We start from the raw sequence: 24,669 nt of genomic DNA on the forward strand, positions 1-24,669 counted from the left end.
AATTCACCCTACCCGCGTGCGGTAGCGGCTGTCCGAGCCGGATCCGGGCACCCCGCATTCCGGTCCGCTCACCCAGGCCCAGTGGGCGCCGCTGTTGTCGGTGAACCGGACGACCAGCGCCGGCTGGCCCTGGAACCGGGCGTAGTCGACCACGTCGACCACCAGCGGCCCGCCGCCGTGCTCGGCGCCGATCTCGTGGATGCAGTCGCTCAGCGCGGCAGGGTCGGTGAGCCGGTCGAGGCCGACCGCGTCGCCGGGCAGCCGCCCACCCTCCGCCTCGACGCCGGGCCGGGGGCCGGCGCTGAACGGCTGCGCCCGCATCGTCGGCGAGACGTCAGCCAGGGACTCGGGCGTGTAGTTCCTCCCACTGCGCAGTGTGGGCTCGCTCGCCAGGAACGGCGTGCCGGCGGGGGCGGCGACCTCCGGTTTGGACGGCCGGGACAACGCCGTGTCCGCGGCTCCGTCCCCCTGCTCCCCGGTGAACTGGCTGACGCCCAGCCCGACCGCCGCGATCGACGCCGCGGCGAGCGCGACCGGGCCGGCCAGCCGGGACCAGCGACGGCGCCGTCGGCCCGGCCCCGTGGTCGCGCCCCGGCCGGGCTCCGATCGGGGCACGCCGGCAGGGCGCCGCGCGGACCCGCCGAGCGGCTGTGCCGGCACGACCCCGCCCGACCTGCCCGTCCCCGGCTCGTCGGCCGGCAGCGCGTCGCCGCCCCCCGCGCGGGAGCGAACATCCTCGGAGCGGGCCGGCTCGGAGTCGCGCGGCTCGGGATGCACCAGGTCGGAGCGGGCCGGCGTCGGATCGAGCGGGCCGGAGTCGGGCGCGGGGGCGTTGGCCAGGGCCGCGACGAGCCGGTCGGTGACGTCCGTGGGCATCTCGGGGGCGGGGCCGGCCCAGGCGGCGGCCAGGTCGGCCCGGACGCTTGCCAGGGCCGGGGCCAGCAGCGCGTACGCCTCCGCCCAGGCCGCGTCCTCGTCGACCAGCCGGGCGACGCGCGCCTCGTCCGGGGTGCCGTCCAGCGCCCCGCCGACGTAGTCGGCGAGCAGGTCGTGGTCGACCTCTCCGAACCCCCCGGCCGTCACACGTCCTCCTGGTGGGCATCCTGCCGGGACCGTCCCGACCCCGATCGGACGCCGTCGGGCGGTCGCGGGTTCCCTCCGGTGACGGCCGGCACGTTGGGGCCCGCCGCCGGGGCGGGCTGCGGCGACTCCTGCCGCTGCGGGGTGGGGCCCGGCGGCCCGGACTGCTGTGGGGCGGGCCGGGGGCGCAGGTGCCCGAGTTGGGTCGCGAGGCGGGCCCGGCCCCGGGCGCACCTGCTCTTGACCGTGCCCTCGGCGACGCCGAGGATCCTGGCCACCTCGGCCACCGGGTAGCCCTGCACGTCAACCAGGATCAGCGCCGATCGTTGCTCGGCCGGCAGCCCGGCGAGCGCCTGGCGGACCACCAGCGCCGTGTCGTGGTCGTGGACGGGAGCCGCCAGCTCGACGCCGCCCGTGGCGGAGTCGGAGTCGCCGTCCCGGATGCCGTCCGGCAGCGGGACGGTGGGATGTGCCTGCCGGCGCCGGATCCGGTCCAGGCAGGCGTTCACGACGATCCGGTGCAGCCAGGTGGTGACCGCCGAGTCGCCCCGGAACCGGCCGGCGGCGCGGTGGGCGGAGAGCAGCGCGTCCTGGAGGGCGTCGGCGGCCTCCTCGCGGTCGCCGAGCGTCCGCAGCGCCACCGCCCAGAGGCGGTCGCGGTGCCGGTGGAACAGCTCGGTGAAGGCGTCCCGGTCACCCGCCACGTGGGCGTGCAGGAGGTCGAGGTCCGTCGGCCCGGCCGGCGGCACCGACGACGCGACCGGTGGGCCGCTCGCTCCGCCCACCGGTCCACCGCTCGTCCGCTCCCCGCGTACGCCCATCACCACGTCCGGCGGGTGCGGTGCCCTGGGCGCGGCGGCCGGCTCACGATCCCTGGACCGTGATCTCCTGGACGCCGAGCTTGTAGCCGCCGTCGCTCGGGGGCAGCTCGGTGATCCAGAGCAGCAGGTAGCGGTACTTCTGGTCGGCGTTGAAGCCGTTGAAGGTCATCTTGGTGCCGTCGTGCTCCTCGAACGGCTGCCCGATCGGCTTCCCCTTGTATTCGGCGTAGAGCTGCCCGTCGCCCGTCGACGACGAGGGCGGGTTGGATGCTCCGGTGAGCAGTTGCGCGGAGGCGCCCCGGGCGGAGAGGAGCACCTGCACCGACTTGACGGTGTGCTCGCCGCCGAGGTCGATCCAGACCCCCATGCCCTTCTTCAGGTTGCCGAAGTTGGACCGGTTGTAGGTGTCGGTCTCCCAGCCCTTGTCCTCGTTGTTGTCGAAGACCTTCTCGGCTCCACCGAGCTCGTCCCGGGACTTGCTGTCCGGGTCGATGATCCGCGCCGCGCTGATCTTCAGCGGTCCGGTCGTGGTGGCGGCCGGAGTGGCTTCGCCGGCGGGCGGGGCCGACGAGGGGGCGGCGACCGGGCTGGGCCGTGGATCGTCACCGCCACGCAGCGCGCTGATGCCGACCAGTAGGCCGACCAGGGCGACCGCCAGCAGGCCGGCGATGCCGATGGCGACCTTGCGGCCGCCGGCCGCGGCCAGCGGGGACGGCTCGTCGCCGGTGTCGGCGGCGAAGCGCAGCGGGCCCGTGCTGTCCAGGAACTGCTCGTCGGCCGGCACGTCAAGGCGGGCCAGTTCGGCGGCGAGCACGTCCGACGAGGGCGGCGCGATCTCGGCGTCGAGCAGGTCCATGGTGAGGTCGTCGAGGTACGCCGGCACGCCCGCCCGGACCTGCCGGGGCGCGGCGATCGCGCCGGCGGCGTCGCGGACGGCGTCGGGGATGGCGGCCCGGCCGTGGCCGGCGGTGGCGCCGCGCAGCGGGGCCTCGGCGTGCGGCCAGTGCCCGGTCAGGGCGAAGTAGAGGACCCCGCCGATCGCGCGGACGTCGCTCTGCTGGCTGTCGTCGCCGTCGGTACGCGCGTCGGCCAGCACCACCCGGCCGTCGTCACTGATCATCACCGTGCCGGGGTGGACGTTGCCGTGCACCATGCCGGTGGCGTGCACGGCGGCGAGGGCGCTGGCGACGGCGTTGCCGATGGTGGTGGCCCGGGCCGGGTCCAGCGGGCCGTCGGAGACCAGCTCGCGCAGGGACCGCCCGTCGACCCACTCGCGCACCACGTACGCCCGCTCGGCCTCGTCGATCGCGTCGTAGACGCCGACCAGGTTGGGGTGGATGACCCGGCTCGCCGCGACGGCGCCCTGGAGCATCTCGGTGGCGGAGTCGCCACCCGGGTAGCGCAGCACGACCGCGACGGGACGGCGGAGGATGACGTCGACGCCCCGCCAGACCAGCCGACCCGCGCTGTCGTTGTTGATGTGCTCGACCAGCTCGTAACGCTCGGCGAGGATCTCACCGGCCGTGGGAGCACCGAAGGTCATGACGTGCGGAGCGCTCTCCTCCGCCTCCTGACCCTCGCCGACCTGGGTCACCCGTCCTCCCTCGGTGATCGTGTCGATCGATGGACCCGCGCTGCTGGGCATGTGGCTTCCCGCTCTGCCTTCGAAGGAACCGGCCGACCGGTGTCGACGCGGAGCGTCGGCGCCTGCCGTACCCGTCGAGAGCGACCTTACCCGGGTTGGCGGTCTCCCCGACATGTCATCTTCGCGCCGCTCCCGGGTCGGGCTGCCGGCCGGCGATCAACTTGTCCGGTTGCGACCGTTGTCAGCCACGTTGCTGGCACATGTACTAACCAATCTAGACGTTGACCGCAAGTGCTCGCCGGAGGGGTTGACCTATGTGGCGGCGACGCCGACGCCGCCGGGTTCCCTCCGACCGTGCCGGCATGCTCAGCCGTACGGCTGGTTATCCACAGGCCCGTCCGGCGGCTGAGCGGTCAATCGCGAAGTTATCCACAGGCGCATCCCCAGGCTGGTGATCCTCGTTCACAGAGCGTGCAGACCATCCGAGGGCCGTCGGCCCGCACCCGAGCGCGGCGCGTCAGCGGCCCAGCCGGCGGCGGACCATGCCGACGACCTCGGTGATCTCACCGATCCGCAGCGCCATCGCCAGCCCGAGGTAGGTCCCGCCGATCACCGCGCCGCCGATCACGAGCTGGATGATCGCCTCCAGGCGTGTCGGCGTGTCGTCGCCCGGCAGCAGCTTGACCACGATCAGACCGACCACCGCCGCGCCGAGCGCCGCGACCAGGACCCGGCCACCTGTGCGCATGATCTCGCCGAGGCCGATCCGGCCGACCCGGGGACGGAGCAGCCAGGCGGAGGCGATCGCGGCGGCCAGATAGGAGACCGCGTTACCGATCATCATCCCGGCGCCGGCGAAGCTCGCCGAGAAGGCGGCGAACAGCATGATCTGCACCCCGACGCGGAGCGCCACCACCGGGATGTTGATCAGCGCCGGGGTGCGGGTGTCCGGCAGCGCGTAGAAGGCGAACGTGAACAGCTGGCTCACCGCGAACGGCACCAGCGCCAGCGCAGCGGCGAGCAGCACCACGGAGGTGGCGGTGGCGTTTTCCGCGTCGAAGGCGCCCCATCGGAACAGGGTGAACGCGATCGGCGTGGCGAGGACGGCGTAGCAGACGGCGATCGGGGCGAGCACCGCGGTGACCGTGCGGGTGCCCCGGGCCAGGTCGGCGGCGACATCGGCGTACCGGCCGTCGGCGGCGGCCGCGCTCATCCGGGGCATCAGCGCGGTGATGATCGAGACGGCGATGATTCCGTGCGCGGTCATCAGCAGCAGGAAGACGTTGTTGTAGATCAGCGGGCCGGCGGCGTTCTCCTTGCCCGCCCGGTTCAGCAGGTTGAACAGCACGATCAGGCCGATCTGGCTGACCGCGACGTAGCAGAACATCCACGCCCCGAGCCGGCCCAGCTCACGCAGGCCCAGCTCGCGGAAGTCGAAACGCAGCTTCCAGCGGAAACCGACCTTGCGCAGCGCCGGCAGCAGGCCCGCCGCCTGGATGGCCACACCTAGCAGGGTGCCGCCGCCGATCAGCAGGATCCGCCCGGTGGTCATGTCGTCCGGCTGGACGGTGTCCGTCCCGAAGACGGCGATGTAGAGGCCGGCGGCGCCGATCACCACCAGGTTGTTGAGGATCGGCGCCCACATCGGGGCGGCGAAGTGCCCCCGCGTGTTGAGCACCGCGCTGATTAGCGCGCTGACGCCGGTGAAGAAGATCATCGGCAGCATCAGGTACGACAGCTTCTCGACCAGCCCCGAGTATCCGGGAGCCGATTCGTCACCGCCGTATAGCCAGGTCAGCGGCGAGGCGAACGCGAGCGCCAGCAGGGCCGCCGCGCCGAGCGCCAGCACCGCCAGGGTGAGCAGCCGCTGGGCGTACGCCTGGCCGCCGTCGGAGTCGACCTTGCGTCGGCGCACCAGCACCGGGATCAGCACGCTGGTGAGGACGCCGCCGAGCAGGAACTCGTAGACCATCCCGGGCAGGATCTGCGCGGTGGTGTACGCGTCGCCGACCAGCGCCCCGCCGAGCGCCGCCCCGATCACCAGGTTGCGCAGGAAGCCCGTACCCCGGCTGACGAGGCTGCCGATCGCCATCACCGCGCTGTTGGTCGCGGCGCTGGCCTCGCCGACCTGCTCCTGCGGCGGCGCGGTCGACTCCATGGCCGGCTGGTTGAGCGGCTCGGCGGAGATGAACGTCGCGCCGTCCGACGGCCGGCCGGGCGCGGCGCCGCCCTGGGCGGCGTTCGCGCTGCGGTAGAGACCGCCGCTCATCTTGTCGCCTCCAAGGCAGAGGGGGTAAGTCCGAGCCGGGCACGGGCCCGCACGTCACAGACGATAGTCAACAGTCGCCCGATACCCGCGCCCGGCGGACCGCATCCCCGCCGGGACCGATAGTCTGGCGCTCCCATGTCCGAAGCCTCCGCTCCCCACGCCGCCGACCGCCGCGAACTCACCGCCGCGCAGCGCAACGCCGTCGCCGAACTGCTCCGGGTCTCCCCGGTCGCCGACGAGCTGGGCCGCCGGTTCGCGCGGGCCGGCCACGAGTTGCACCTGGTGGGCGGTTCGGTCCGCGACGCCCTGCTCGGCCGCCTCGGCGACGACCTCGACTTCTGCACCGACGCGCACCCGGACGAGACCCTGCGCATCGTGCGCGGCTGGGCCGAGTCGATCTGGGAGACCGGCCGGGAGTTCGGCACCATCGGCTGCCAGCGCGACGGGCTGCGGCTGGAGATCACCACGTTCCGGGCCGAGTCGTACGACCAGGTCACCCGCAACCCGGTGGTCGAGTACGGCACCGACCTCGCGGAGGACCTGCGGCGGCGCGACTTCACCATCAACGCGATGGCGGTCAGCCTGCCCGAACACCGCTTCACCGACCCGCACGGCGGGCTGGACGACCTCGCCGCCAAGGTGATCCGCACCCCGGGCACGCCCGGGGAGTCCTTCGGCGACGACCCGCTGCGGATGCTGCGCGCGGCCCGGTTCGCCGCCCAGCTGCGCTTCGCGGTGCACCCCGACGTCCACGCGGCGATGACCCTGATGGCCGCCGACCTGGACCGGATCACCGCCGAGCGGATCCGCGACGAGTTCACCAAGCTGCTCTGCGGCGCAGACCCGCTCTCCGGGCTGCGGCTGCTGGTCGACACCGGGCTCGCCGAGCGCTTCCTGCCCGAGCTGACCGGGCTGAAGCTCACGATCGACGAGCACGCCCAGCACAAGGACGTCTACGAGCACACCCTCACGGTGGTGAGCAACGCCGTCTCGTACGAGACCGACGGGCCGGACTTCATCCTGCGGATGGCCGCGCTGATGCACGACGTCGGCAAGCCGGCGACCAAGGCGGTGGGCCCGGACGGCCGGGTCAGCTTCCACCACCACGAGGTGGTCGGGGCCCGGCTGACGAAGGCCCGGATGAAGGCGCTGCGCTACCCCAAGGAGATCACCTCCAAGGTCACCGCGCTGGTCGCGCTGCACCTGCGGTTCTACGGCTACGGCCGGGGCGAGTGGACCGACTCGGCGGTGCGCCGCTACGTCGCCGACGCCGGCGACCTGCTGCCGCGCCTGCACAAGCTGACCCGGTCGGACTGCACCACCCGCAACCGGCGCAAGGCCGCCCAGCTCGCCGCGGACTACGACGCGCTGGAGGAGCGGATCGCCCGGATCGCCGCCGAGGAGGACCTGGCGAGGGTCCGGCCCGACCTGGACGGCAACGCGATCATGGAGTTGCTGGGCGTGCCGCCGGGGCCGGTCGTCGGGCGGGCCTGGAAACACCTCAAGGAGCAGCGCCTGGAGCGCGGCCCGCTGGACCGCGACGAGGCCGAGGCGGAGCTGCTGCGCTGGGCCCGGGACGAGGGCATCGTCGAGTAGTCGGCCACACGACCAGGGCGCCGCCCCCGGGCCGGGGACGGCGCCCTGTCGCGGCAGCGGCCACACCGCTGCCCGGTGGCGTCAGCGGGTCTCGACCGCCGTGGCGTCGACCGACGGCTTGCCGTTGCCGGGTGCGGACGACGCCGAGCCGAGCTTCGCCAGCAGGCCGGCCAGATCGATTCCGGTCAGGTCGCTGCCGAGCTGGAGCCCCTGGGCCACGTTGCCCGCCACCGACTTCGTCAACGACGAGGCGCCGTCGGTGGAGATGACGGTCATCTTGTCGATCGCGCCGATCGGGGCGCTGGCCGCCTCGACCACCTGCGGCAGCACCTTGACCAGCAGGTCCAGCACGGCGGCCTCGCCGTACGCCGCGAACGCCTCGGCCTTGCGTGCCATGGCGTCGGCCTCGGCCTGGCCCTTGGCCAGGATGGCAGCGGCCTCGGCCTGGCCCTCCCGCTCGACCGCCTCGGCGATGGCGGAGCGGCGGCGCTGCTCGGCCTCACCCTCCTTGGCGCCCTCGATCGCGTTGGCCTCGGCCAGCGCGGCCCGGCGGGCCCGCTCGCCCTCACCGGTGAGCCGGGCCTGCTCGGCGGCGGCCTGCGCGGCGGCGATGACGGCCTGCCGCTGCGCGTCGGCGTTCAGCACGGCCGCGTTGCGGGCCGCCTCGGCCTCCTGCTCCACCTTGTACCGGGCCGCGTCCGCCGGCTTGCGCACCTCGGTGTCGAGCTGGCGCTGCTTGAGCTCGGCGTTGCGCTCGGCAACCTTCTGCTGCTCGGAGAGGATCGCCTGGTCCCGCTCGGCCTGGGCGAGCGGCCCGGCCGCGGCGGACTTGGCCTTGGCCGCGTCGATCTCCGCCTGGATGGCGGCCTGCTTGAGCGACAGGTTCCGGTTGGCCTCGGCGATGGCCTCCTCGGCGAGCAGCCGCTCCTGCTCGGCCTGCTGGCGGGCGCGCGCCTCGGCGATCGCCGCGTCCTTGAGCACCCGGGCCGCCTCCGGCCGGCCCAGGTCCTGGAGGTAGGAACCCTCGGCCAGGATGTCCTGGAGCTGGAAGGTGTCCAGCACCAGGCCCTGGTTGGTCATCGAGTGCTCGGCCTCCTCGGCGACCGCGCTGGCGAACGCCGCCCGGTCCCGGATGACCTCCTCGACGGTGAGCCGGCCGACGATCGAGCGCAGCGCGCCGGCGAGCACCTCCCGCGTGAAGTCCTCGATCTCGTCCTGCTGGTGCAGGAATCGCTGGGCGGCGGCGCGGATGGCGTCCTCGGTGCCGCCGACCTTGACGATCGCGACGCCGTGCAGCTCGGTGCGGATGCCCTGCTTGCTGACCGCGCCCTTGATGCCGACGTCGATCCGCCGGCTGGAAAGGTCGAGCGACTGGAGCTTCTGCACCACCGGCAGGACGAAGACGGACGCGCCGAGCACGACCTTCTGCCCGGACATGTCGGTGGACCGGCCGCCGTCGGCGGTCTGGGTGGTGCGGCCCTTGCGGCCGGTGACGATGAAGGCCTCGTTCGGCCCGGCGACCTTGATCCGGGAGAGGACGAAGAGCACGAGCACGATGACGAGGAGGACCGCGCCGCCGATGGCGATGAGAAGGGGCATGTGACCGTCCTGATCTGCTATGAGGGGGTTCAGTAGGTTTCGACGTGCACGCTGGTCTCGCTGAGCGCCTCGACCACGAAGATCTGGGCACCGACCGGGATCGGTCGGTCGGCCCGGGCGTTGAGCTTGACCGGCTGGCCGGCCACCCGGACCCGGACCTCGCCGTAGCCGTCGGCGGGCACCGGGGTGACCACCAGGCCGAGCGCGCCGACCAGGTGGTGGCGGGTGGGGGTGGGGTCGGTGCGCATGTCGCGGGCCGCCCGGCTCAGCCGGGACGCCGCCCACGCGGTGGGCACGGCCGCGACGACGCCGCCGGTCAGCGCCACCGCGATCATCGCGGGGGTACGCCCGCCGAGCAGCTCGTTGGCGATCGCGGCGCCGAAGCCGAGCGCCCCGGTGAACCCGGCGACCGCCTCGACCGACACGGGACCGTCGAAGTCCGGGTTGCCGAAGTGCAGCAGCTCGGTGCCGAGCAGGGCGAGCGCCAGCACCGCGACGCCCGCTCCGCCGATGATGAGGAAGATCAGTGTCCCCGTGGCCACGACCTGCACCGTATCGATCTGGCGCAACGTGCCACCGAACCCGCCCGACACGCAATCTAGCTGTTGACAAGATTCCGGCGAGCAGTCAATCTTGACAACGACAAGACGGAGGTGTCCATGTCCTCGGCAACCCTGACCACCGCAGGCATCCTGCTGATCACCGTCGTCACGGTGGCGTACGGCGGGCTGACCCTGCTCATGCACCTGACCCGGCGTAAGGCCGGCTACCTCGACAACCCGGTCCGCCGGGGCCTGTGGACCGCCGGCCACGCGCACGCCGGGGTGCTGGTCCTCTTCGCGCTGGCCGTGCTGCCCTACGTCGACCAGGCCGACGCGTCCGACGGCACCCGCACGCTCATCCGCACCCTGCTCGTGGCGGCGCCGATCCTGATGCCGCTCGGCTTCTTCCTCTCGGTGGCCCGGCCGCAGGACACCAGGCCCAACAAACTGATCTGGTTGACCGTCGCGGGCGGCGCCAGCCTCAGCGCCGGCTCCCTGCTGCTCGGCTTCACCCTGCTCTGAGCGGCCGTCCGGGGCGGGATGCCGGCGGCCACCCGACGGCGTCGCCGGGGCGCACCAGCGAGGCCGGGCGCGACCGGGACAATGGGGAGATGCGTTGGACCGTGCTCGACTCCCCGATCGGCGAGTTCTCCGTCGCCACCGACGGGACACACGTGTGCCGGGCCCACTTCGGCCGGGTCGGCACGGCCGATGAAGAGCCGGGCGACGAGACGGCCCGGCAGGCCGTGACGGAGCTGCGGGCGTACTTCGCCGGCGAGCTGACCGAGTTCGCGGTGCCGCTGGCGGTGCCGGGCGGCTCCGACTTCGAGCGCGGCGTCTGGCGGGAGATGACCCGCATCCCGTACGGGGAGACGCTCACCTACGGCGAGGTGGCCCGGCGGCTCGGCGACCAGGGCGCCGCCCGCGCGGTCGGGGTGGCCTGCAACCGCAACCCGATCCCGGTGCTCGTGCCGTGCCACCGGATCGTCGGGGCGGGCGGCAAGCTGGTCGGCTTCGGCGGCGGCCTGGACCGCAAGGTGACGCTGCTCGAACTGGAGGCCGGGGTCGCCCTGCGACGCGCCTGGTCCTGACGCGGGGTCGCCCTGCGCCCGGCTGGTGCCGATCTGGGGCGGAGCCGTCCCGCCGGCACCCGGCGAGGTCAGTCCGGGGCGGGCAGGCAGCCGCCGTCGGCGATGCGGGTGCCGATCTCCACGGCGACGTCGCCCGCGCGGACGCTGCCGAAGACGCACGCCCGGCCGGTCCATCCCGCGAAGAGCAGGCCGTCACCGGGGCCGAGGTCGAGCCGGCCCGGCGGCCGGACGGTGACCTCGGTCAGCCCGGTCGCGGCGACGGCCCGTCGGACGGATTCCTCCCCGGGGTCCTCCCGCCCACCGACGGTCAGGAGGTTGAGGCTCCGCATGACTTCCGCCGCGCAGGCTCGGGCACCGCTGGCCGCCTCCGCATCGAGCGTGCCGCGCTGCCGGAAGGCGTCGTTGGCCGCCTGCTGACGGCGGAACTCCTCCGCGCGCTGCTGCTCGTCGGTCAGTGGCTGGCCGCCGCCCGGTCGGCTCGGCACGGCGGTCGGGGCGCCGTCGGCGGTCCGGGTGACCCCTCCTGGGCGCGCGACGGGGGTTCTCGCGCCGGCGCAGCGGGCCGCGGCGACCGTCGCGGAGGTGGTCGGCAGGGTCGGTGCGATGCTGCCGCTCGGTGCGGAGGCCGGAGCGGTGCCTGGACCGGTGCTTGGACTGGTGCCCGGAGCCGCGCAGCCGGCGAGGACCGGAAGAAGCACGGTGCCAGCGACCGCGCCGATCGCCCATCGTGCCGTTCGGCGGCCGGGACGTGGGACGGACGTCACGGCGATCAGCCTAACCGCGCGTTGCCGATCGCTCGACCCCGTGTGACGTCGGTGGTTGTCGCGCGTACGACGGTGGGAGAGCCGGACACGGCGAAGGCCGGGTCCGTGTGGACCCGGCCTTCGGTGGTGCTGGTGGTCGGCGCGTCAGCGCTCGACCTCACCGGCGATGAACGCCTCTACGGCGGCGTGCGCGTCGTGGTCGGCGTACTGCACCGGCGGGGACTTCATGAAGTACGACGAGGCCGACAGGATCGGGCCGCCGATCTTCCGGTCCAGCGCGATCTTCGCGGCGCGGACGGCGTCGATGATCACGCCGGCCGAGTTCGGCGAGTCCCACACCTCGAGCTTGAGCTCGGCGTTGAGCGGGGTGTCGCCGAAGGAACGACCCTCCAGACGGATGTACGCCCACTTGCGGTCGTCCAGCCACGGCACGTGGTCCGACGGGCCGATGTGCACGTCGCTCTTGCTCATCTCGTGCGGGATCTGGGACGTGACCGACTGGGTCTTCGAGATCTTCTTCGAGACCAGCCGGTTGCGCTCCAGCATGTTCATGAAGTCCATGTTGCCGCCGAAGTTGAGCTGGTACGTGCGCAGCAGCTCGACCCCGCGGTCCTCGAAGAGCTTCGCCAGCGCGCGGTGCACGATGGTGGCGCCGACCTGGCTCTTGATGTCGTCACCGACGATCGGCAGGCCCGCGTCCTCGAACTTCTTCGCCCACTCGGGGTCGGAGGCGATGAAGACCGGCAGGGCGTTCACGAACGCGCAGCCGGCGTCGATCGCGGCCTGCGCGTAGAACTTGTCGGCCTGCTCGGAGCCGACCGGCAGGTAGGAGACGACGACGTCGACCTGCGCGTCGCGCAGCGCCTGCGCCACGTCGACCGGCTCGGCGTCGGACTCCTCAACGATCTCGCGGTAGTACTGGCCCAGACCGTCGAAGGTCGGGCCGCGCTGCACGGTCACGCCGGTCGGCGGCACGTCGCAGAGCTTGATGGTGTTGTTCTCGCTGGCGACGATCGCCTCGGCGAGGTCCATGCCCACCTTCTTGGCGTCCACGTCGAACGCCGCGACGAACTGCACGTCCGAGACGTGGTAGTCGCCGAAGGTGACGTGCATGAGACCCGGGACGCGGTCGTTCGGGTCGGCGTTCCGGTAGTACTCCACGCCCTGCACGAGGGACGAGGCGCAGTTACCCACACCGACGATGGCGACGCGGACGGAGCCCATAGCGTCTGCCTCCTTCTTCTTCATCACGGCCGCTCTTTCCTGGACTCTCCAGGCGGAGGCGGGCTGTTGTCTTCTCGTCGGCCGCCGGCCGTCCCGGTTTCCGGGACCGTCGGGGCACGGCCGGAGCGCTCGTTGGCGATGAGCTCCTCCAGCCAGCGGACCTCGCGCTCACAGGCGTCCAAGCCATGGCGCTGCAGTTCCAGCGTGTACGCGTCGAGGCGTTCGGCCGCGCGGCCGAGCACGTCGCGAAGCCCCTCGCGACGCTCCTCGATCTTTCGCCGGCGACCCTCCAGGATGCGGAGTCGGGTCGCCTGGTCGGTCCGGGCGAAGAACGCGAAGTGCACGCCGAAGCCCGTGTCGTCGTACGTCTCGGGCCCGGCCTGTGCGATCAGTTGGGCGAAGCGTTCCTTGCCCTCCGCGGTGATTTTGTAGACCACCCGACCTCGTCGGCTGGTCAGCGCGGGAACCTCCTCGGCGGTGGCGGGTGTCTCGGCGGCCTCGGTGATCCACCCCGCCGCCTGCAACCGACGCAGGGTCGGGTAGAGCGAGCCGTAGCTGATCGCCGCCCGGATCGCCCCAAGCTTGGCGGTCAGCTCCTTGCGCAGCTCGTACCCGTGCATCGGAGACTCCTGCAGGAGGCCGAGGATGGCGAGCTCGAGCACGGGCCATCCTCTCTGTACCCTCTACGCGGAGTGGTAACCGCCGCGATGTATCGGACCGATACATCGCACGCTAGCGGATCACCGTGATCAGGGCAAACCCCCGTTTGCGGGGTTCTGTGGTCACGCATCGTCACCGTGGTCGCCCCGTCCGGCCGGACCGCGTACCCTCTTCCGCATGCGTACGCAGCGCCAGGTGGTGGATTACTCGCTCCGGAAGCGAGCGGTGCTGCGTGAGCTCCTCGCCGGTCGGGTCGGCACGTACGACGTCTGCGACGCGTCGCCGTACCTGAAGAACGCCGCCCGCTACCACGGCGAACCGACGGACGAGCGGTGCCCGATCTGCCGGAGCGAGAACCTGACGCGCGTCCACTACATTTACGGCGACGAACTCAAGCAGTCCGCCGGCCAGGCCCGGACGCTGGCCGAGTTGCCCGTGCTGGCGATGACGCTGCGTGAGTTCCAGGTCTTCGTGGTGGAGGTGTGCCTCGGCTGTGACTGGAACCATCTCGTCGAGCAGTACCTGCTCGGCCGGGACGGGCTGGCCGAGGGCGCGGAGGGCGGGCCGGAGCAGGACGCGGTGGGCGGCGCGGCCGCCTCGGGCACCGGTGCGGTCGGTCGACGGAGGCGAGAGGCGCAACGGTGATCCTGGCTCGATCGGCCGACCCCGGCCAGCACGCGCGCGCCCGGGGTAACCGACGACTCGTTGGTCTGATTGGCCCGATTGATTCACAACTGACACCGGTCGACCGGCACGTGTGTGCCACACCGGCGGGTGTCCCATCTCACGGCAAACCGGTGGCGGCGCGGTCGCGCCCCACCGCGACGGCAGGGTGTGAGGAATGAACTCGTACGGCGATCCCAGTTCCCCGCGCGGGCGGGCCCATATTCCGGGCCGGCACGGCGACCTCGGCGGTGACGCCCGCGGGGGCGGTTGGTCGGCTGCACAGGAGGGTACGGCACCCGGTCGCGCCTCGGTCGCGCCCCGGGGTGCCGCCGGTGGGCGGGCCTCGGTCGGCGGCTCGGCGTCCGTGCCGCCGCGCGGTCCGGCCGCCGGCTCGGCTTCGGTGGGCTCCGCCTCCGCCGGTCGTGCCGGCGCCGGCCGGGCCTCCGTCCCGGTCTCCCCGGCGCCGGCCGCCGGCCGGGCGGGCGCGGGCCGCGCATCGGTGCCGGTCTCCCCGGCGGCCGGCGGATCGGCCGGCCGCGCCACGGTCGGTGCCGCCTCGGCCGGGCGGGCCAGCGTCGGATCGGCGGCCGTCGGCGGCGTCGCCGGCCGGGCGTCGGCGCGGGCGAGCGTCTCCCCGGCCTCGGGTGGCCCGGGTGGCCCCGGCGGGCCGACCGGCCCCGGCCGCGGCGGCCGCGGCTCGGGAGACCCGGCCAGAGCGGCCAGGGGGAAGAAGCGCAAGCGGGCGAACATGCTGATCGCCGCCTTCGCGGTCTTCATCATGCTCGCCGGCCTCGGCGTGGTTGGCTTCACCTACTACTCGACCAACGTGGTCCTTCCCAACGAGGTTCCGCTGCCGCTCTCCACCACGATCTACGCCAACGACATGAAGACCCAGGTGGCGCGGCTGGGGAACGAGAACCGCACCTTCGTCACTATCAAGGACATCCCCGAGCACGTCCAGCACGCCGTGGCGGCGGCCGAGGACCGGAACTTCTACAAGCACTCGGGCGTGGACTACAAGGGCATCGCGCGGGCGGCCTGGAACAACATCAGCGGCGGCGACAAGCAGGGCGCGTCGACGATCACCCAGCAGTACGCCCGTAACGCGATCGAAAACCTGAAGGACGACACCTACGCCCGAAAGGTCAAGGAGGCGATCTTCGCCTCCAAGCTGAACGAGAAGTACACCAAGCCAGAGATCATGCAGCACTACCTCAACGTGATTTACTTCGGGCGCGGTGCGTACGGCATCGAGGCTGCCGCGCAGACCTATTTCGGTAAGTCGGCGAAGAGCCTCTCGGTCGCCGAGGGCGCGGTGCTTGCCTCGCTGATCAAGCAGCCGCAGGCCAGCGAGACCCACAAGGGCTACGACCCGGCGGTCAACCCCACCGATGCCCAGAAGCGGTGGAACTACGTGCTCGGGGGCATGGTCGAGGAGGGCTGGCTGAACGCGGCGGAGCGCCCTACCGAGTACCCGAAGGTGCTGAAGCCGAAGAAGGACGGCAACGGGTTCGGCGTGAAGAGCCCCCGAGGCAACGTCGTCAACTACGTCCGTCAGGAGTTGGAGCAGTGGGGGATCTGCTCCGATTCGGGCGCGCCGGGCAAGCCGAGTTGCGTGGACGAGCTTCGTGACGGCGGTTACCGGATCAAGACCACCATCGACCCGAAGATGCAGACGGCGCTGGAGGAGGCCGCCCAGCCCGACCGGAAGGGGTCGGTGCTCTACGGGCAGCCGAAGAACCTGATGGCGGCGGCGGTCTCCATCGATCCGAAGTCCGGCCGGGTGCTCGCCTACTACGGTGGCGACAGCGGTGCCGACTTCGACTACGCGGGCAAGAACACCAACGCCAACGGCGACATCGTCGGTGGTCATCCACCGGGCTCGTCGTTCAAGGTCTACACCTTGGCGGCCGCCATCGACGCCGGCATCTCGGTCAAGTCGCGCTGGGACGCCACCCCGTTCAAGCCAGAAGGCTTCAAGGACGAGGTGCAGAACGCCGGCCGCGACGTCACGAGGACCTGCAACAAGTCCTGCACGCTGGAGGAATCGACCATTCGGTCGTACAACGTGCCGTTCTTCCACCTCACCGAGAAGATCGGTGCCGACAAGGTGGTCGGCATGGCACGACAGGCCGGCGTAAGCACGATGTGGACGGTCGATCCGCCTCAGCCGTACGACTTGGTCAAGGAGAAGCCGGAGAACCTCGCGCCGAGCAAGTTCGACCGAGTCGTCGGCTATGGCCAGTACCCGATCACCGTGCTCGACCATGCCAACGGGCTCGCCACGCTGGCCAACGACGGTAAGTACAACAAGGCGCATTTTGTCCTCACGGTGGAAAAGCAGGACAAGGGGACCGGCAAGTGGGTGAAGGTGCCGGGGACCGGCGAGAAGCTCAAGCCGCAGCAGCGCATCAAGCCGGAGGTCGCCAACGAGGTGACCGCCGTGCTGAAGGAGATCCCGGAGAAGAACAACGCCAACCTGGACGACGGGAAGGACGCCGCCGGCAAGACCGGCACCTGGGAGTACAACGGGACCCCGCGTAACGCCCACGCCTGGATGGTCGGCTATGACGACAACATCGCCACCGCGGTGTGGATCGGCAGCCGGGACCCCAAAAGGCCAGCGATCGTGGACAAGAACAAGGACGATATTGGCGGTAGCAGCTTCCCTGCCAAGCTCTGGAAGCGGTACATGGACGACGCGCTGAAGGGCAAGGACAGGTCGGATCTGCCGAGCATCACCGGCATCGGTGACGACACGGCCGGCAACGGCGAGGCGCCCCCGCCGATCCAGCCGACCCAGCCGCCCTGCGATCCGACCGGCCTGTTCCCCTGCCCGGGCGGCAACAACGGCGGCAACAACGGCGGCAACAACGGCGGTGGCAACAACGGCGGTGGCAACAACCCCACGCCGACCGAACCCACCGACCCGACCGGTCCGCGGCCGGGTGGCGGGGGCGGCGGTGACGGGCTGCTCCCGAGCCTCACACCCCGACCCGACGACGACTGAGCCCACGAACGCCGCCGGCGGCCGGACGACCTGTCCGGCCGCCGGCGGCGTTTCCGCGTACCGACGACGTGTCGGGTGCTGAAGGGGACGTGGAGGCCGGTCGTACGGCAGGATGCACCCTCATGAGCACGCAGCCGACGCGAGGCATCGACGACGCCGGTGCCGCCGACCACCCGTCCCGGTCCGACGGCTTCGTCCGGGGCGTCTCCGGCGTCATCGGCGGCCCGTTGGGCGACCACGCCGTCGCGCTCGACCGACCCGCCGGGCGGGAGAGCCGGTTCTGGACGGCGGCGAGGATCGTCCTGGCCTTGGTCTGCCTGACCCTGGCGCTGCACTGGGTGCAAAAGTCGCCCTGCCAGGACGGCGCCTGGCAGAACAACGTGCAGTACACCCGGTTCTGCTACACCGACGTGCTGGCGCTCTACTACGCCGAGCGGCTCAACGAGGGCGCGGTCCCCTACCGGGATCACCCCGTCGAGTACCCGGTGCTCACCGGCTACTTCATGGGCGCGCTCGGCCTGCCCGTGCACGCCCTCGGCGAGAACGACCCGGGGATCAACCAGGGCCAGTGGTTCTACAACCTGAACGCGCTGGTGCTCGGTGCGCTGGCGGTCGCCACGGTGGCGGTGATCCTTGCTTTGCGCCGGCGACGACCCTGGGACGCCGCGCTCTTCGCGCTCGCCCCCGCGCTGATGCTCACCGCCACGGTCAACTGGGACCTGCTCGCCATCGGGCTGGCCGCGTTCGGCCTGTTCGCCTGGGCCCGCAGCCGGCCCCTGCTCGCCGGCGTCCTGCTCGGCCTCGCCGGGGCGGCCAAGATGTGGCCGCTGTTCGTCCTCGGCCCGATCCTGGTGCTGGCGCTGCGCGCCGGGCGTCTCCGCGCCGCCCTCACCGCCTTCGGCGCGGCCCTGGTGTCCCTGGTCGCCGTGAACCTGCCGGTCGCCGTCCCGTACCGGGAGAACTGGGACCGCTTCTTCGAGCTGAACTCGACCCGGCCGATCGACTGGGGCACGCTCTGGTACATCGGGCGCTACCTGGACGGAAAGGTCGGCAGCGCCAACCCCGCCGATCTCGGGCCCTTCGAGTGGCTGAACGTCAACATCCCGGCGCTGAACGCCCTGTCGTACGCCCTCTTCGGGCTGGCCTGCCTCGGGGTGGCCGCGCTGGGGCTGCTGGCGCCGCGCCGCCCCCGGCTCGCCCAGCTCGCGTTCCTGGTGGTCGCCGCGTTCCTGATCTTCAGCAAGGTGTGGTCGCAGCAGTTCGTGCTCTGGCTGCTGCCGCTGGTGGTGCTGGCCCGCCCCAGGTGGGGCGCCTTCCTGGCCTGGCAGGTGGCCGAGGTCTGCTACTTCGCGGCCTTCTACGGGGAACTGCTCGGCGCGTCGACCGGCAAGCCGGTCTTCCCGGAGGGCGTCTTCGTGCTGGCGGCCACGCTGCGCCTGACCACCGTGGTGGTGCTCTGCGTGCTGGTCGTGCGGGAGATCCTGCGGCCGGAACTCGACCCGGTGCGCGCCACGTACGTCGACGACCCGGACGGTGGTCTCCTCGACGGCGCGCCGGACGCACCCTGGCTCGACCGCTGGCGGCGCCGGCCCACCGCCCCCGCCGAGCCGGCACCCCTCCCGGCGTGACCCGTCCCGCCGGCCGCCCCGAAGCGACACTCGGGGCGGCCGGCGGGACGCGGGTCAGAGCCGGTAGACCACCACCTGGCCGATCTCCTCGCGGGTGATGCCCAGGCCGTCGACCGGCACGTCGACCGTGACCTCCCACGGCGTGCCGGCGATCTGGTCGCGCATCAGCAGCACGTTGCGGACGCCGAGGATGCGCAGGTAGTCGACGCTGGTCTGATCCGGGAAGGAGAGCGTCACCCGGCGCACCTCGTCGAGCTGGTGCGGAGTGAAGCCGCTGCCTCCGTTTACCACGTCCTGGAACCTGGTCGTGGACCAGAGCATCACGGGCTGGTCGAGGTTCTGGCTGCTCGGCAGCACCAGCAGCGGGCCGTCCACGGTCCGCATCGCGGCGGGCTGCTGCGGCACGACCGGGTGCGGCGTGACGTTCAGGCCCTCGGCGATCACCAGCACCAGCGGCAGCAGGGTGGCCAGTCGCAGCCACGGGCCCGGCCAGGAGGGGATCCGCTCGGCGCAGATCTCCCGCACCCGCGTGGCGAACGCGCTGACCGCGCCCGCCGCGAGCAGCCCGAGCAGCAGCGTGGTCCAGAGCATCAGCCGGCCGGGGGTGCGCAGGCCGCTCCACCCGGGCAGGTGCTCGAAGAGCGGCACGTAGGTGTACGTGCCGTCGAAGAACCGGGTGCCCATGGCGAGCACCATGGTCACCACCACCCCGGCGAGCAGCAGCAGCCGGTGGCGCAGCTTCCAGACGGAGAAGAAGAGCCCGCCGGCGGCGAGCGCGTAGAGCACGAACCCGGGCAGCAGGGTCATCTCCGGGTGCCAGGGCAGCGCCGCCCGCGCGCCCTCGTGCAGCTCGCCCCAGATACGCGACTCGGCAGGTGCGGTGAAGAAGCCGCTCGCCGGCGGGGAGAAGATGCCGATGTCGCCGACCGTCCGCTCCGCCTGCGGGTGCTGCTCCTTCACGGTGAAGTACGGAACCGCCAGCAGCGCGCCGACACCGGCGAAGAGCAGCCCGCCGACCAGGTCCGCGGCCAGCAGCCGGCGCCCGAACGGGCGCTTCACAGCCCAGAACCAGGTTCGCCGGACGTACCAGGTCACGGTGGCGACGACCACCGTGCCGCCGAGGAAGTACGCGAACGGCAGCCCGATGCCGAAGCCCAGGCTGAGCTGCCAGGCGGCCACCAGCCAGCCGGTGTAGACCCAGCCGTCGTGCCGGCGCTCCGGGCGGTAGCCGTGGCGGAACGAGTAGCCGTGCCCTCGCGCCAGCATGGCCAGCGCCAGCGGGATGCCGCCGTTGGAGATCACGTGCAGGTGCCCGGCCTGCGCGAGCAGCCAGGGCGCGTAGGCGTAGCCGACCCCGGCCACCGCCCCGCCGATCCGGCCCGCGCCGAGCTGGCGGGCCAGCGCGTACGCCCCGAGCGTGGCGAGCGCGTGGGCCAGCACGAACATGATGTTGTAGCGCAGCACGGCGGCCTCGGGGCCGGTGCCGATCATGCCCGCCGGGGCGTAGCCGAGCAGCGTGTCCGAGAAGGCGAAGCTCCAGTCCTCCGGGAAGAAGGTGTTCGACTGCCAGAGCTGCGCCGGGTTGGTCAGCAGGATGTGCCCGGACCAGGCCATCTGCCATGCCTGCAGGCTCGGGTCCCAGTAGTCCTGCGGGAGGGTGTGCAACGGGTAGCGCAGGGTCGGCCAGGTCATCAGGACGGCCAGCGCCAGCGAGCCGAGCGTTGCGAGCGTCCACTCGTGGATCAGCACGCGACCGACCGCCCGGGCGGCACGCCGTACCCAACTCGGCCGGGGTTCCGGGGCGGACGCGAAGGCGGCCCACCGGTCCGGCTTCCCCGCCTCCTTGCCGCCCTCCTCGGCCTTGCCGCTCTCCTTGCTGTCGCCGGCCTTGTCCGTGCCGGCCTTGTCCGTGCCGGCCTTGGCGGCACCGTCCTCGGCGGCACCATCCTTGCGGTCCCTGCCGTCGGCGTTTTCGGCCCTGCCGTCACCGGCGGCGGCCTTGACGTCGCCGTCGGTTGTGACGTCGTCGCTGGTGCCGGCGTCACCGGGCTTGGTTCCGGCGTCGCCGAGCCTGGTCCTGGCGTCTCCGCTGTTCGGGGCGTCGCCGGCCTTGGCGTCGCCGGTGCCGCTGACCGTGCCCGGCCGGTCGTTGTCTCTGCCGCTCGTGCCGCGGGCGTCCCCGGTGGCCGGGTCCTTGTCGCTGGAGCGGGCCGCGGCGGCAGCACCGGCCGTCGGCGCGGTGCCGCCACCCGTGTCGCTGGCCGGGCCGGCCGGGTCGGAAACGTTCCCGCGCGCGGCGTCGGTGGAGTTGGTCGGGCCCGAGGATGGGCTGGCCGGCGCGTCGCTGCCGGAAGCCGCCGACCGGTCGGCGGCGGGATGGGGGCCGCCGGTGGCGGACTGGTCGGTCGTCATGCGGCGGGGCGCTCCGCGCCGAGCCGGTCACGCAGGAAGGTGATGTCGGCGCCCTGACCCTCGACGCCGCCCGGGGTTTCGACGATCACCGGCGCGTCGGCCGCGCGGATCACCGCCACCAGTAGTTCGGGGTCGATCGTCCCGCCGTCGAGGTTGTCGTGCCGGTCCTGCCCGGAGTTGAACGCTCCCTTGGAGTTGTTGGCGTGCACCAGGTCGATCCGTCCGGTGATCGCCTTGACCCGGTCGACCAGACCGAGCAGCTCCTCGCCGCCGGCGTGCGCGTGGCAGGTGTCCAGGCAGAAGCCCACCTCGTAGTCGCCCACGGCGTCCCAGAGCCGGGCCAGCGCGTCGAGCCGCCGGGCGCACGCGTTGTCGCCACCGGCGGTGTTCTCGATCAGGACCGGCAGCTCGAAGCCGCCCGAGTCCGCCGCGTACGCGAAGGTCTTGCGCCAGTTGTCGAACCCGACGGCGAGGTCGTCCCCCGCGTTGACGTGCCCGCCGTGCACGATCAGCCCCTTCGCGCCGATGGCGGCGGCCGCCTGGGCGTGCCCGAGCAGCAGCTTCCGGCTGGGAATCCGGATCCGGTTGTTCAGGGTCGCGACGTTGATGACGTACGGCGCGTGGACGTAGAGGTCGACGTCCGCCGCCCGCAGCCGCTCCGCGTCCTCCCGGGGCTTCGGGGCTTTCCACCCCTGCGGGTCGGAGAGGAAGAACTGTACGGCCCCGGCCTCTCGGGCCGTCGCCTCCGCCAGCGGGTCGGTCGAATCGACGTGGGCTCCGATACGCATGCACGGGAGCCTACGTCGCCGCGCCGACAGCCGGGGCGACGGCGGTGGGGAGTGGGAAAGCGTGCCCGCGTCACCTCCCGGCGTCGGCGGTCGTTGATGCGAGTGGGATCCACGGTTGGTGCTCCCGGGCGAGGTGGCCGCAGGTCGCCCGCCGGGTGGCCGAGCCGCCCGGGAAGCGGGGGCACCCCCGTCGCGCGGCCCGGCGTGACGGGGGCCGGTCCCGGAACCGGTACCCGGGCCGGCCGAAAAATTTCGGAGAAATCCGCCATTTACGCCAACAAGGGTCAAGAGCCGTTGTAACGTCAGGTAACAACACGATAAAGCTCCGCGGGGCGTCCCCGGTCCAACCTCATCGGTGTGGTCGTTCCTCCCCAGGTCCCACCCAAGGAATGCGGACGGGACGCCCCGCGGCCTCGTACACGGGGGCTCGCATCGACAGTGACGTCGAGGCGGGCCCCCGTCGCCCCTGCCCGGCGCGGGTGGACCGACCACCCCGGGCATGATCGTCCGGACCGGGTATCCTGGTCCGGTTGTCCGCGTCCGGCCGGGTCCCCCCGGGACCGGCGTGGGCCACGACGCACGACCTCCTGCCACGGAAGGACCGTGGCCGCTTAGCCCACAGGAGGTGAGCACGTCTTGCGTCATTACGAGATCATGGTGATCCTCGACCCCAGCCTCGAGGAGCGCACCGTCGCACCGTCGCTCGACACGTACCTGAACGTGATCCGGACCGCGGGTGGCTCAGTGGAGAAGACCGACGTGTGGGGCCGCCGGCGCCTCGCGTACGAGATCAACAAGAAGGCCGAGGGCATCTACGCCGTCATCGACCTGCAGGCGACGCCTGCGGCGGTGGCCGAGCTGGACCGTCAGCTGCGGCTCAACGAGTCCGTGCTGCGCACCAAGGTCATCCGGCCGGAGATGCGCTAAGCATTCAACCCGGTTCACCCGGACCAGCCTCACCGGTGCTGTCAGAGGGCTCTGAGAGCCTGTACGGCAGAACTGATGAGTGCGCGAGGAGATGGTCATGGCAGGAGACACCACCATCACGGTCATCGGCAACCTGACCGATGACCCCGAGTTGCGGTTCACCCCTTCCGGTGCTGCGGTCGCCAAGTTCCGGGTCGCCTCGACGCCCCGGTTCATGGACAAGGCGTCCGGCGAGTGGAAGGACGGCGAGCCGTTGTTCCTCTCGTGCACCGTCTGGCGGCAGGCCGCCGAGCACGTCGCGGAGTCGCTTCAGCGCGGCGCCCGCGTGATCGTGTCCGGCCGGCTGCGTCAGCGGTCCTACGAGACCCGTGAGGGCGAGAAGCGCACCGTCATCGAGCTCGAGGTCGACGAGATCGGCCCGTCGCTGCGCTACGCCACGGCGAAGGTGCAGAAGATGTCCCGCTCCGGCGGCGGTGGCGGCGGCTTCGGTGGCGGTGGTGGCCAGGGCGGCGGAGGCAACTTCGACGACCCCTGGGCCTCGGCCGCTCCGGCACCCTCGCGCGGTGGTTCGGGTGGCGGAAACTTCGACGAGGAGCCCCCGTTCTAATGGCGCCGAGCGCCCGCGATCGCAAACCAGGAGCACGAGCAATGGCCAAGGCCGCTGCACTTCGCAAGCCGAAGAAGAAGGTGAACCCGCTCGACAAGGACGGGATCACCTACATCGATTACAAGGACACCGCGCTGCTGCGCAAGTTCATCTCCGACCGCGGCAAGATCCGCGCTCGGCGGGTGACCGGCGTGACCTCGCAGCAGCAGCGGCAGATCGCCCGTGCGGTCAAGAACGCCCGCGAGATGGCGCTCCTGCCGTACACCGCCACGGCCCGCTGAGAGGAGGCACCGATATGAAGATCATCCTGACTCAGGAGGTGTCCGGCCTCGGTGCCCCGGGCGACATCGTCGAGGTCAAGAACGGCTACGGCCGTAACTACCTGCTGCCGCAGGGCTTCGCGATCGCCTGGACCAAGGGTGCGGAGAAGCAGGTCACGGTCATCAAGCGGGCCCGCTCGGCCCGAGAGATCCGCGACCTCGGCCACGCCAACGAGGTCAAGGACCAGCTCGAGGGCCTCAAGGTCAACCTGAAGGCCCGTGCCGGTGACGGTGGTCGGCTCTTCGGGTCGGTCACCCCGGCCGAGATCGTCGACGCCGTCAAGGCCGCTGGCGGCCCGGCCCTCGACCGTCGTCGGCTGGAGCTGCCCGGTCACATCAAGTCGACCGGCTCCTACCCGGTGCGGATCAAGCTGCACCCCGAGGTGACCGCCAAGTTCGACCTCAACGTCGTCCAGGGCTGACGCCTCACCACAGCACCACGACAGGGCCCGCACCGACCGGTGCGGGCCCTGTTCGCGTTCGACAGGCCGGCCCGGCCGGGTGGTGGCGCGTCAGCCGATCGGCTGCCCGGTGACCGCGCTGATCATGACCGTCGAGAGGCCACCGCAGCGCCGCCGGCACCACGTAGCAGGCGGCGGTGTAGAACACCGGCCGCCACGCCCCCACCCGGATCGGTATCGAGCAGGTCGTCCTCGATGCGGCGGCTCCGGGCTTCCGCCCCGGCGGCTCCGGGCTTCCGCCCCGGCGGCCTCGACCCGACGGCTTGCGGCTGCCGGGGTCGACGCCCGCGACGGGGCGACCCGGCTCGGACGCCCGCCGTCGCGGCGCCATGGGCGGTCGGGCGTAGGAGGCCGTCGCCGATCCGCGTGCCTCCCGGTCGTCGGCCCGGCGGCGCCCCCGAGTAGCCCCGCTCCTGCGGTCGGTCGAACGTCCACAGCGGCTCCACCGCCCTGGGCCTGACCTCCGGCGGCAGCGGCAACTGCACTCCCCGGTGTGGTCCGACTCCGGGACCGCGCCGCTCGCCGGGGCCTCCCGCCAGGTCGTCTCGCTGACCCGGCGTCAACTGCTCGTGCTCTCCGTGGTCCGCCAGCCGCCACCAGACCGGCGGCGGTCGAGGTC

21 protein-coding genes are annotated in these 24,669 nt (G+C 72.2%); 10 read left to right on the plus strand and 11 right to left on the minus strand.

Annotated elements, in window-relative coordinates:
• Window positions 1-3 precede the first annotated feature (3 nt).
• The 4 genes from ABT006_RS03490 to murJ form a co-directional block, all read right to left on the minus strand.
• Window positions 4-1,083: an RsmA family anti-sigma factor gene (locus ABT006_RS03490; protein WP_350702466.1), complete on the minus strand. Its 1,080-nt coding sequence runs from the start codon at window positions 1,081-1,083 to the stop codon at window positions 4-6.
• Window positions 1,080-1,901 (minus strand): RNA polymerase sigma factor SigM, encoded by an 822-nt coding sequence (sigM, locus tag ABT006_RS03495; RefSeq protein ID WP_350702468.1) that lies wholly within the window; start codon window positions 1,899-1,901, stop codon window positions 1,080-1,082. Before sigM ends, ABT006_RS03490 begins: the two co-directional genes overlap by 4 nt.
• Window positions 1,902-1,944: 43 nt before the next feature.
• Window positions 1,945-3,546 carry a protein kinase family protein gene (locus tag ABT006_RS03500; protein ID WP_350702470.1) on the minus strand — a complete coding sequence of 534 codons (1,602 nt, stop codon included), beginning with the start codon at window positions 3,544-3,546 and terminating at the stop codon, window positions 1,945-1,947.
• A gap of 457 nt (window positions 3,547-4,003) precedes the next feature.
• A complete protein-coding gene (murJ, locus tag ABT006_RS03505; protein WP_350702472.1) occupies window positions 4,004-5,755 on the minus strand; it encodes a murein biosynthesis integral membrane protein MurJ in 1,752 nt (583 codons plus the stop codon).
• A 135-nt stretch (window positions 5,756-5,890) separates the two neighbouring features.
• Here murJ and ABT006_RS03510 point away from each other — a divergent pair, with 135 nt between their 5' ends.
• Window positions 5,891-7,351, plus strand: a complete 1,461-nt coding sequence (locus ABT006_RS03510) for a CCA tRNA nucleotidyltransferase (RefSeq protein WP_350702474.1) — start codon at window positions 5,891-5,893, stop codon at window positions 7,349-7,351.
• A gap of 81 nt (window positions 7,352-7,432) precedes the next feature.
• Here the strand turns inward: ABT006_RS03510 and ABT006_RS03515 are convergent, their stop codons facing one another.
• Together ABT006_RS03515 and ABT006_RS03520 are read right to left on the minus strand one after the other, a co-directional pair.
• Entirely contained in the window at window positions 7,433-8,950 is a 1,518-nt protein-coding gene (locus tag ABT006_RS03515; RefSeq protein ID WP_350702476.1) for a flotillin family protein, read from the minus strand.
• 29 nt (window positions 8,951-8,979) lie between these two features.
• Entirely contained in the window at window positions 8,980-9,501 is a 522-nt protein-coding gene (locus ABT006_RS03520; protein WP_350702722.1) for an NfeD C-terminal domain-containing protein, read from the minus strand.
• A 108-nt stretch (window positions 9,502-9,609) separates the two neighbouring features.
• Between ABT006_RS03520 and ABT006_RS03525 the strand changes: the two genes are divergently transcribed.
• Both ABT006_RS03525 and ABT006_RS03530 read left to right on the plus strand, forming a co-directional pair.
• On the plus strand, window positions 9,610-10,014 hold the full coding sequence (locus ABT006_RS03525; RefSeq protein ID WP_350702478.1) for a hypothetical protein: 405 nt from the start codon (window positions 9,610-9,612) through the stop codon (window positions 10,012-10,014).
• 89 nt (window positions 10,015-10,103) lie between these two features.
• The gene (locus tag ABT006_RS03530) at window positions 10,104-10,583 is read left to right on the plus strand and encodes a methylated-DNA--[protein]-cysteine S-methyltransferase (protein ID WP_350702479.1); all 480 of its coding nucleotides are present in this window, start codon (window positions 10,104-10,106) and stop codon (window positions 10,581-10,583) included.
• Between the two features lie 68 nt (window positions 10,584-10,651).
• On the opposite strand, the gene ABT006_RS03535 is transcribed toward ABT006_RS03530, so the two are convergent.
• The 3 genes from ABT006_RS03535 to ABT006_RS03545 form a co-directional block, all read right to left on the minus strand.
• Window positions 10,652-11,068 (minus strand): hypothetical protein, encoded by a 417-nt coding sequence (locus tag ABT006_RS03535; protein WP_350702481.1) that lies wholly within the window; start codon window positions 11,066-11,068, stop codon window positions 10,652-10,654.
• A 423-nt stretch (window positions 11,069-11,491) separates the two neighbouring features.
• Window positions 11,492-12,571 (minus strand): inositol-3-phosphate synthase, encoded by a 1,080-nt coding sequence (locus ABT006_RS03540; protein ID WP_350677805.1) that lies wholly within the window; start codon window positions 12,569-12,571, stop codon window positions 11,492-11,494.
• Between the two features lie 23 nt (window positions 12,572-12,594).
• On the minus strand, window positions 12,595-13,233 hold the full coding sequence (locus ABT006_RS03545; RefSeq protein WP_350677787.1) for a PadR family transcriptional regulator: 639 nt from the start codon (window positions 13,231-13,233) through the stop codon (window positions 12,595-12,597).
• Between the two features lie 175 nt (window positions 13,234-13,408).
• Between ABT006_RS03545 and ABT006_RS03550 the strand changes: the two genes are divergently transcribed.
• The 3 genes from ABT006_RS03550 (at window position 13,409) to ABT006_RS03560 (ending at window position 18,535) form a co-directional block, all read left to right on the plus strand.
• On the plus strand, window positions 13,409-13,876 hold the full coding sequence (locus tag ABT006_RS03550; RefSeq protein WP_350702483.1) for a DUF5318 domain-containing protein: 468 nt from the start codon (window positions 13,409-13,411) through the stop codon (window positions 13,874-13,876).
• Window positions 13,877-14,072: 196 nt separating this feature from the next.
• Window positions 14,073-16,907, plus strand: coding sequence for a transglycosylase domain-containing protein (locus tag ABT006_RS03555; RefSeq protein WP_350702484.1), 2,835 nt, complete (start codon window positions 14,073-14,075; stop codon window positions 16,905-16,907).
• 122 nt (window positions 16,908-17,029) lie between these two features.
• Window positions 17,030-18,535 (plus strand): glycosyltransferase family 87 protein, encoded by a 1,506-nt coding sequence (locus tag ABT006_RS03560; RefSeq protein WP_350702486.1) that lies wholly within the window; start codon window positions 17,030-17,032, stop codon window positions 18,533-18,535.
• 54 nt (window positions 18,536-18,589) lie between these two features.
• Here ABT006_RS03560 and ABT006_RS03565 read toward each other — a convergent pair whose 3' ends face one another.
• Both ABT006_RS03565 and ABT006_RS03570 read right to left on the minus strand, forming a co-directional pair.
• A complete protein-coding gene (locus tag ABT006_RS03565; RefSeq protein WP_350702487.1) occupies window positions 18,590-20,947 on the minus strand; it encodes a hypothetical protein in 2,358 nt (785 codons plus the stop codon).
• A complete protein-coding gene (locus tag ABT006_RS03570; RefSeq protein WP_350702489.1) occupies window positions 20,944-21,735 on the minus strand; it encodes a deoxyribonuclease IV in 792 nt (263 codons plus the stop codon). Before ABT006_RS03570 ends, ABT006_RS03565 begins: the two co-directional genes overlap by 4 nt.
• 636 nt (window positions 21,736-22,371) lie before the next feature.
• Here ABT006_RS03570 and rpsF point away from each other — a divergent pair.
• The 4 genes from rpsF (at window position 22,372) to rplI (ending at window position 24,011) form a co-directional block, all read left to right on the plus strand.
• Window positions 22,372-22,662, plus strand: coding sequence for a 30S ribosomal protein S6 (gene rpsF / locus ABT006_RS03575; RefSeq protein ID WP_076468436.1), 291 nt, complete (start codon window positions 22,372-22,374; stop codon window positions 22,660-22,662).
• A 79-nt stretch (window positions 22,663-22,741) separates the two neighbouring features.
• Complete coding sequence (locus ABT006_RS03580; protein WP_176731587.1) at window positions 22,742-23,269, plus strand: single-stranded DNA-binding protein; 528 nt, start codon at window positions 22,742-22,744, stop codon at window positions 23,267-23,269.
• 41 nt (window positions 23,270-23,310) lie between these two features.
• Window positions 23,311-23,550, plus strand: a complete 240-nt coding sequence (gene rpsR / locus ABT006_RS03585) for a 30S ribosomal protein S18 (RefSeq protein WP_007073789.1) — start codon at window positions 23,311-23,313, stop codon at window positions 23,548-23,550.
• A gap of 14 nt (window positions 23,551-23,564) precedes the next feature.
• Window positions 23,565-24,011 carry a 50S ribosomal protein L9 gene (gene rplI / locus ABT006_RS03590; RefSeq protein ID WP_350702491.1) on the plus strand — a complete coding sequence of 149 codons (447 nt, stop codon included), beginning with the start codon at window positions 23,565-23,567 and terminating at the stop codon, window positions 24,009-24,011.
• The last annotated feature ends 658 nt before the right edge of the window (window positions 24,012-24,669 follow it).

It is taken from the genome of Micromonospora sp. NPDC002717 (assembly GCF_040295705.1).
In the GTDB taxonomy this organism is placed as follows: Bacteria; Actinomycetota; Actinomycetes; order Mycobacteriales; family Micromonosporaceae; genus Micromonospora.

Coding starts and splice junctions, on each gene's coding strand:
- ABT006_RS03565 (WP_350702487.1), bottom strand. CDS start 20,947: ATGACGACCGACCAGTCCGCCACCGGCGGCCCCCATCCCGCCGCCGAC.
- ABT006_RS03550 (WP_350702483.1), top strand. CDS start 13,409: ATGCGTACGCAGCGCCAGGTGGTGGATTACTCGCTCCGGAAGCGAGCG.
- rpsR (WP_007073789.1), top strand. CDS start 23,311: ATGGCCAAGGCCGCTGCACTTCGCAAGCCGAAGAAGAAGGTGAACCCG.
- ABT006_RS03560 (WP_350702486.1), top strand. CDS start 17,030: ATGAGCACGCAGCCGACGCGAGGCATCGACGACGCCGGTGCCGCCGAC.
- ABT006_RS03530 (WP_350702479.1), top strand. CDS start 10,104: ATGCGTTGGACCGTGCTCGACTCCCCGATCGGCGAGTTCTCCGTCGCC.
- ABT006_RS03515 (WP_350702476.1), bottom strand. CDS start 8,950: ATGCCCCTTCTCATCGCCATCGGCGGCGCGGTCCTCCTCGTCATCGTG.
- ABT006_RS03570 (WP_350702489.1), bottom strand. CDS start 21,735: ATGCGTATCGGAGCCCACGTCGATTCGACCGACCCGCTGGCGGAGGCG.
- sigM (WP_350702468.1), bottom strand. CDS start 1,901: ATGGGCGTACGCGGGGAGCGGACGAGCGGTGGACCGGTGGGCGGAGCG.
- ABT006_RS03525 (WP_350702478.1), top strand. CDS start 9,610: ATGTCCTCGGCAACCCTGACCACCGCAGGCATCCTGCTGATCACCGTC.
- rplI (WP_350702491.1), top strand. CDS start 23,565: ATGAAGATCATCCTGACTCAGGAGGTGTCCGGCCTCGGTGCCCCGGGC.
- ABT006_RS03500 (WP_350702470.1), bottom strand. CDS start 3,546: ATGCCCAGCAGCGCGGGTCCATCGATCGACACGATCACCGAGGGAGGA.
- ABT006_RS03510 (WP_350702474.1), top strand. CDS start 5,891: ATGTCCGAAGCCTCCGCTCCCCACGCCGCCGACCGCCGCGAACTCACC.
- murJ (WP_350702472.1), bottom strand. CDS start 5,755: ATGAGCGGCGGTCTCTACCGCAGCGCGAACGCCGCCCAGGGCGGCGCC.
- ABT006_RS03555 (WP_350702484.1), top strand. CDS start 14,073: ATGAACTCGTACGGCGATCCCAGTTCCCCGCGCGGGCGGGCCCATATT.
- ABT006_RS03540 (WP_350677805.1), bottom strand. CDS start 12,571: ATGGGCTCCGTCCGCGTCGCCATCGTCGGTGTGGGTAACTGCGCCTCG.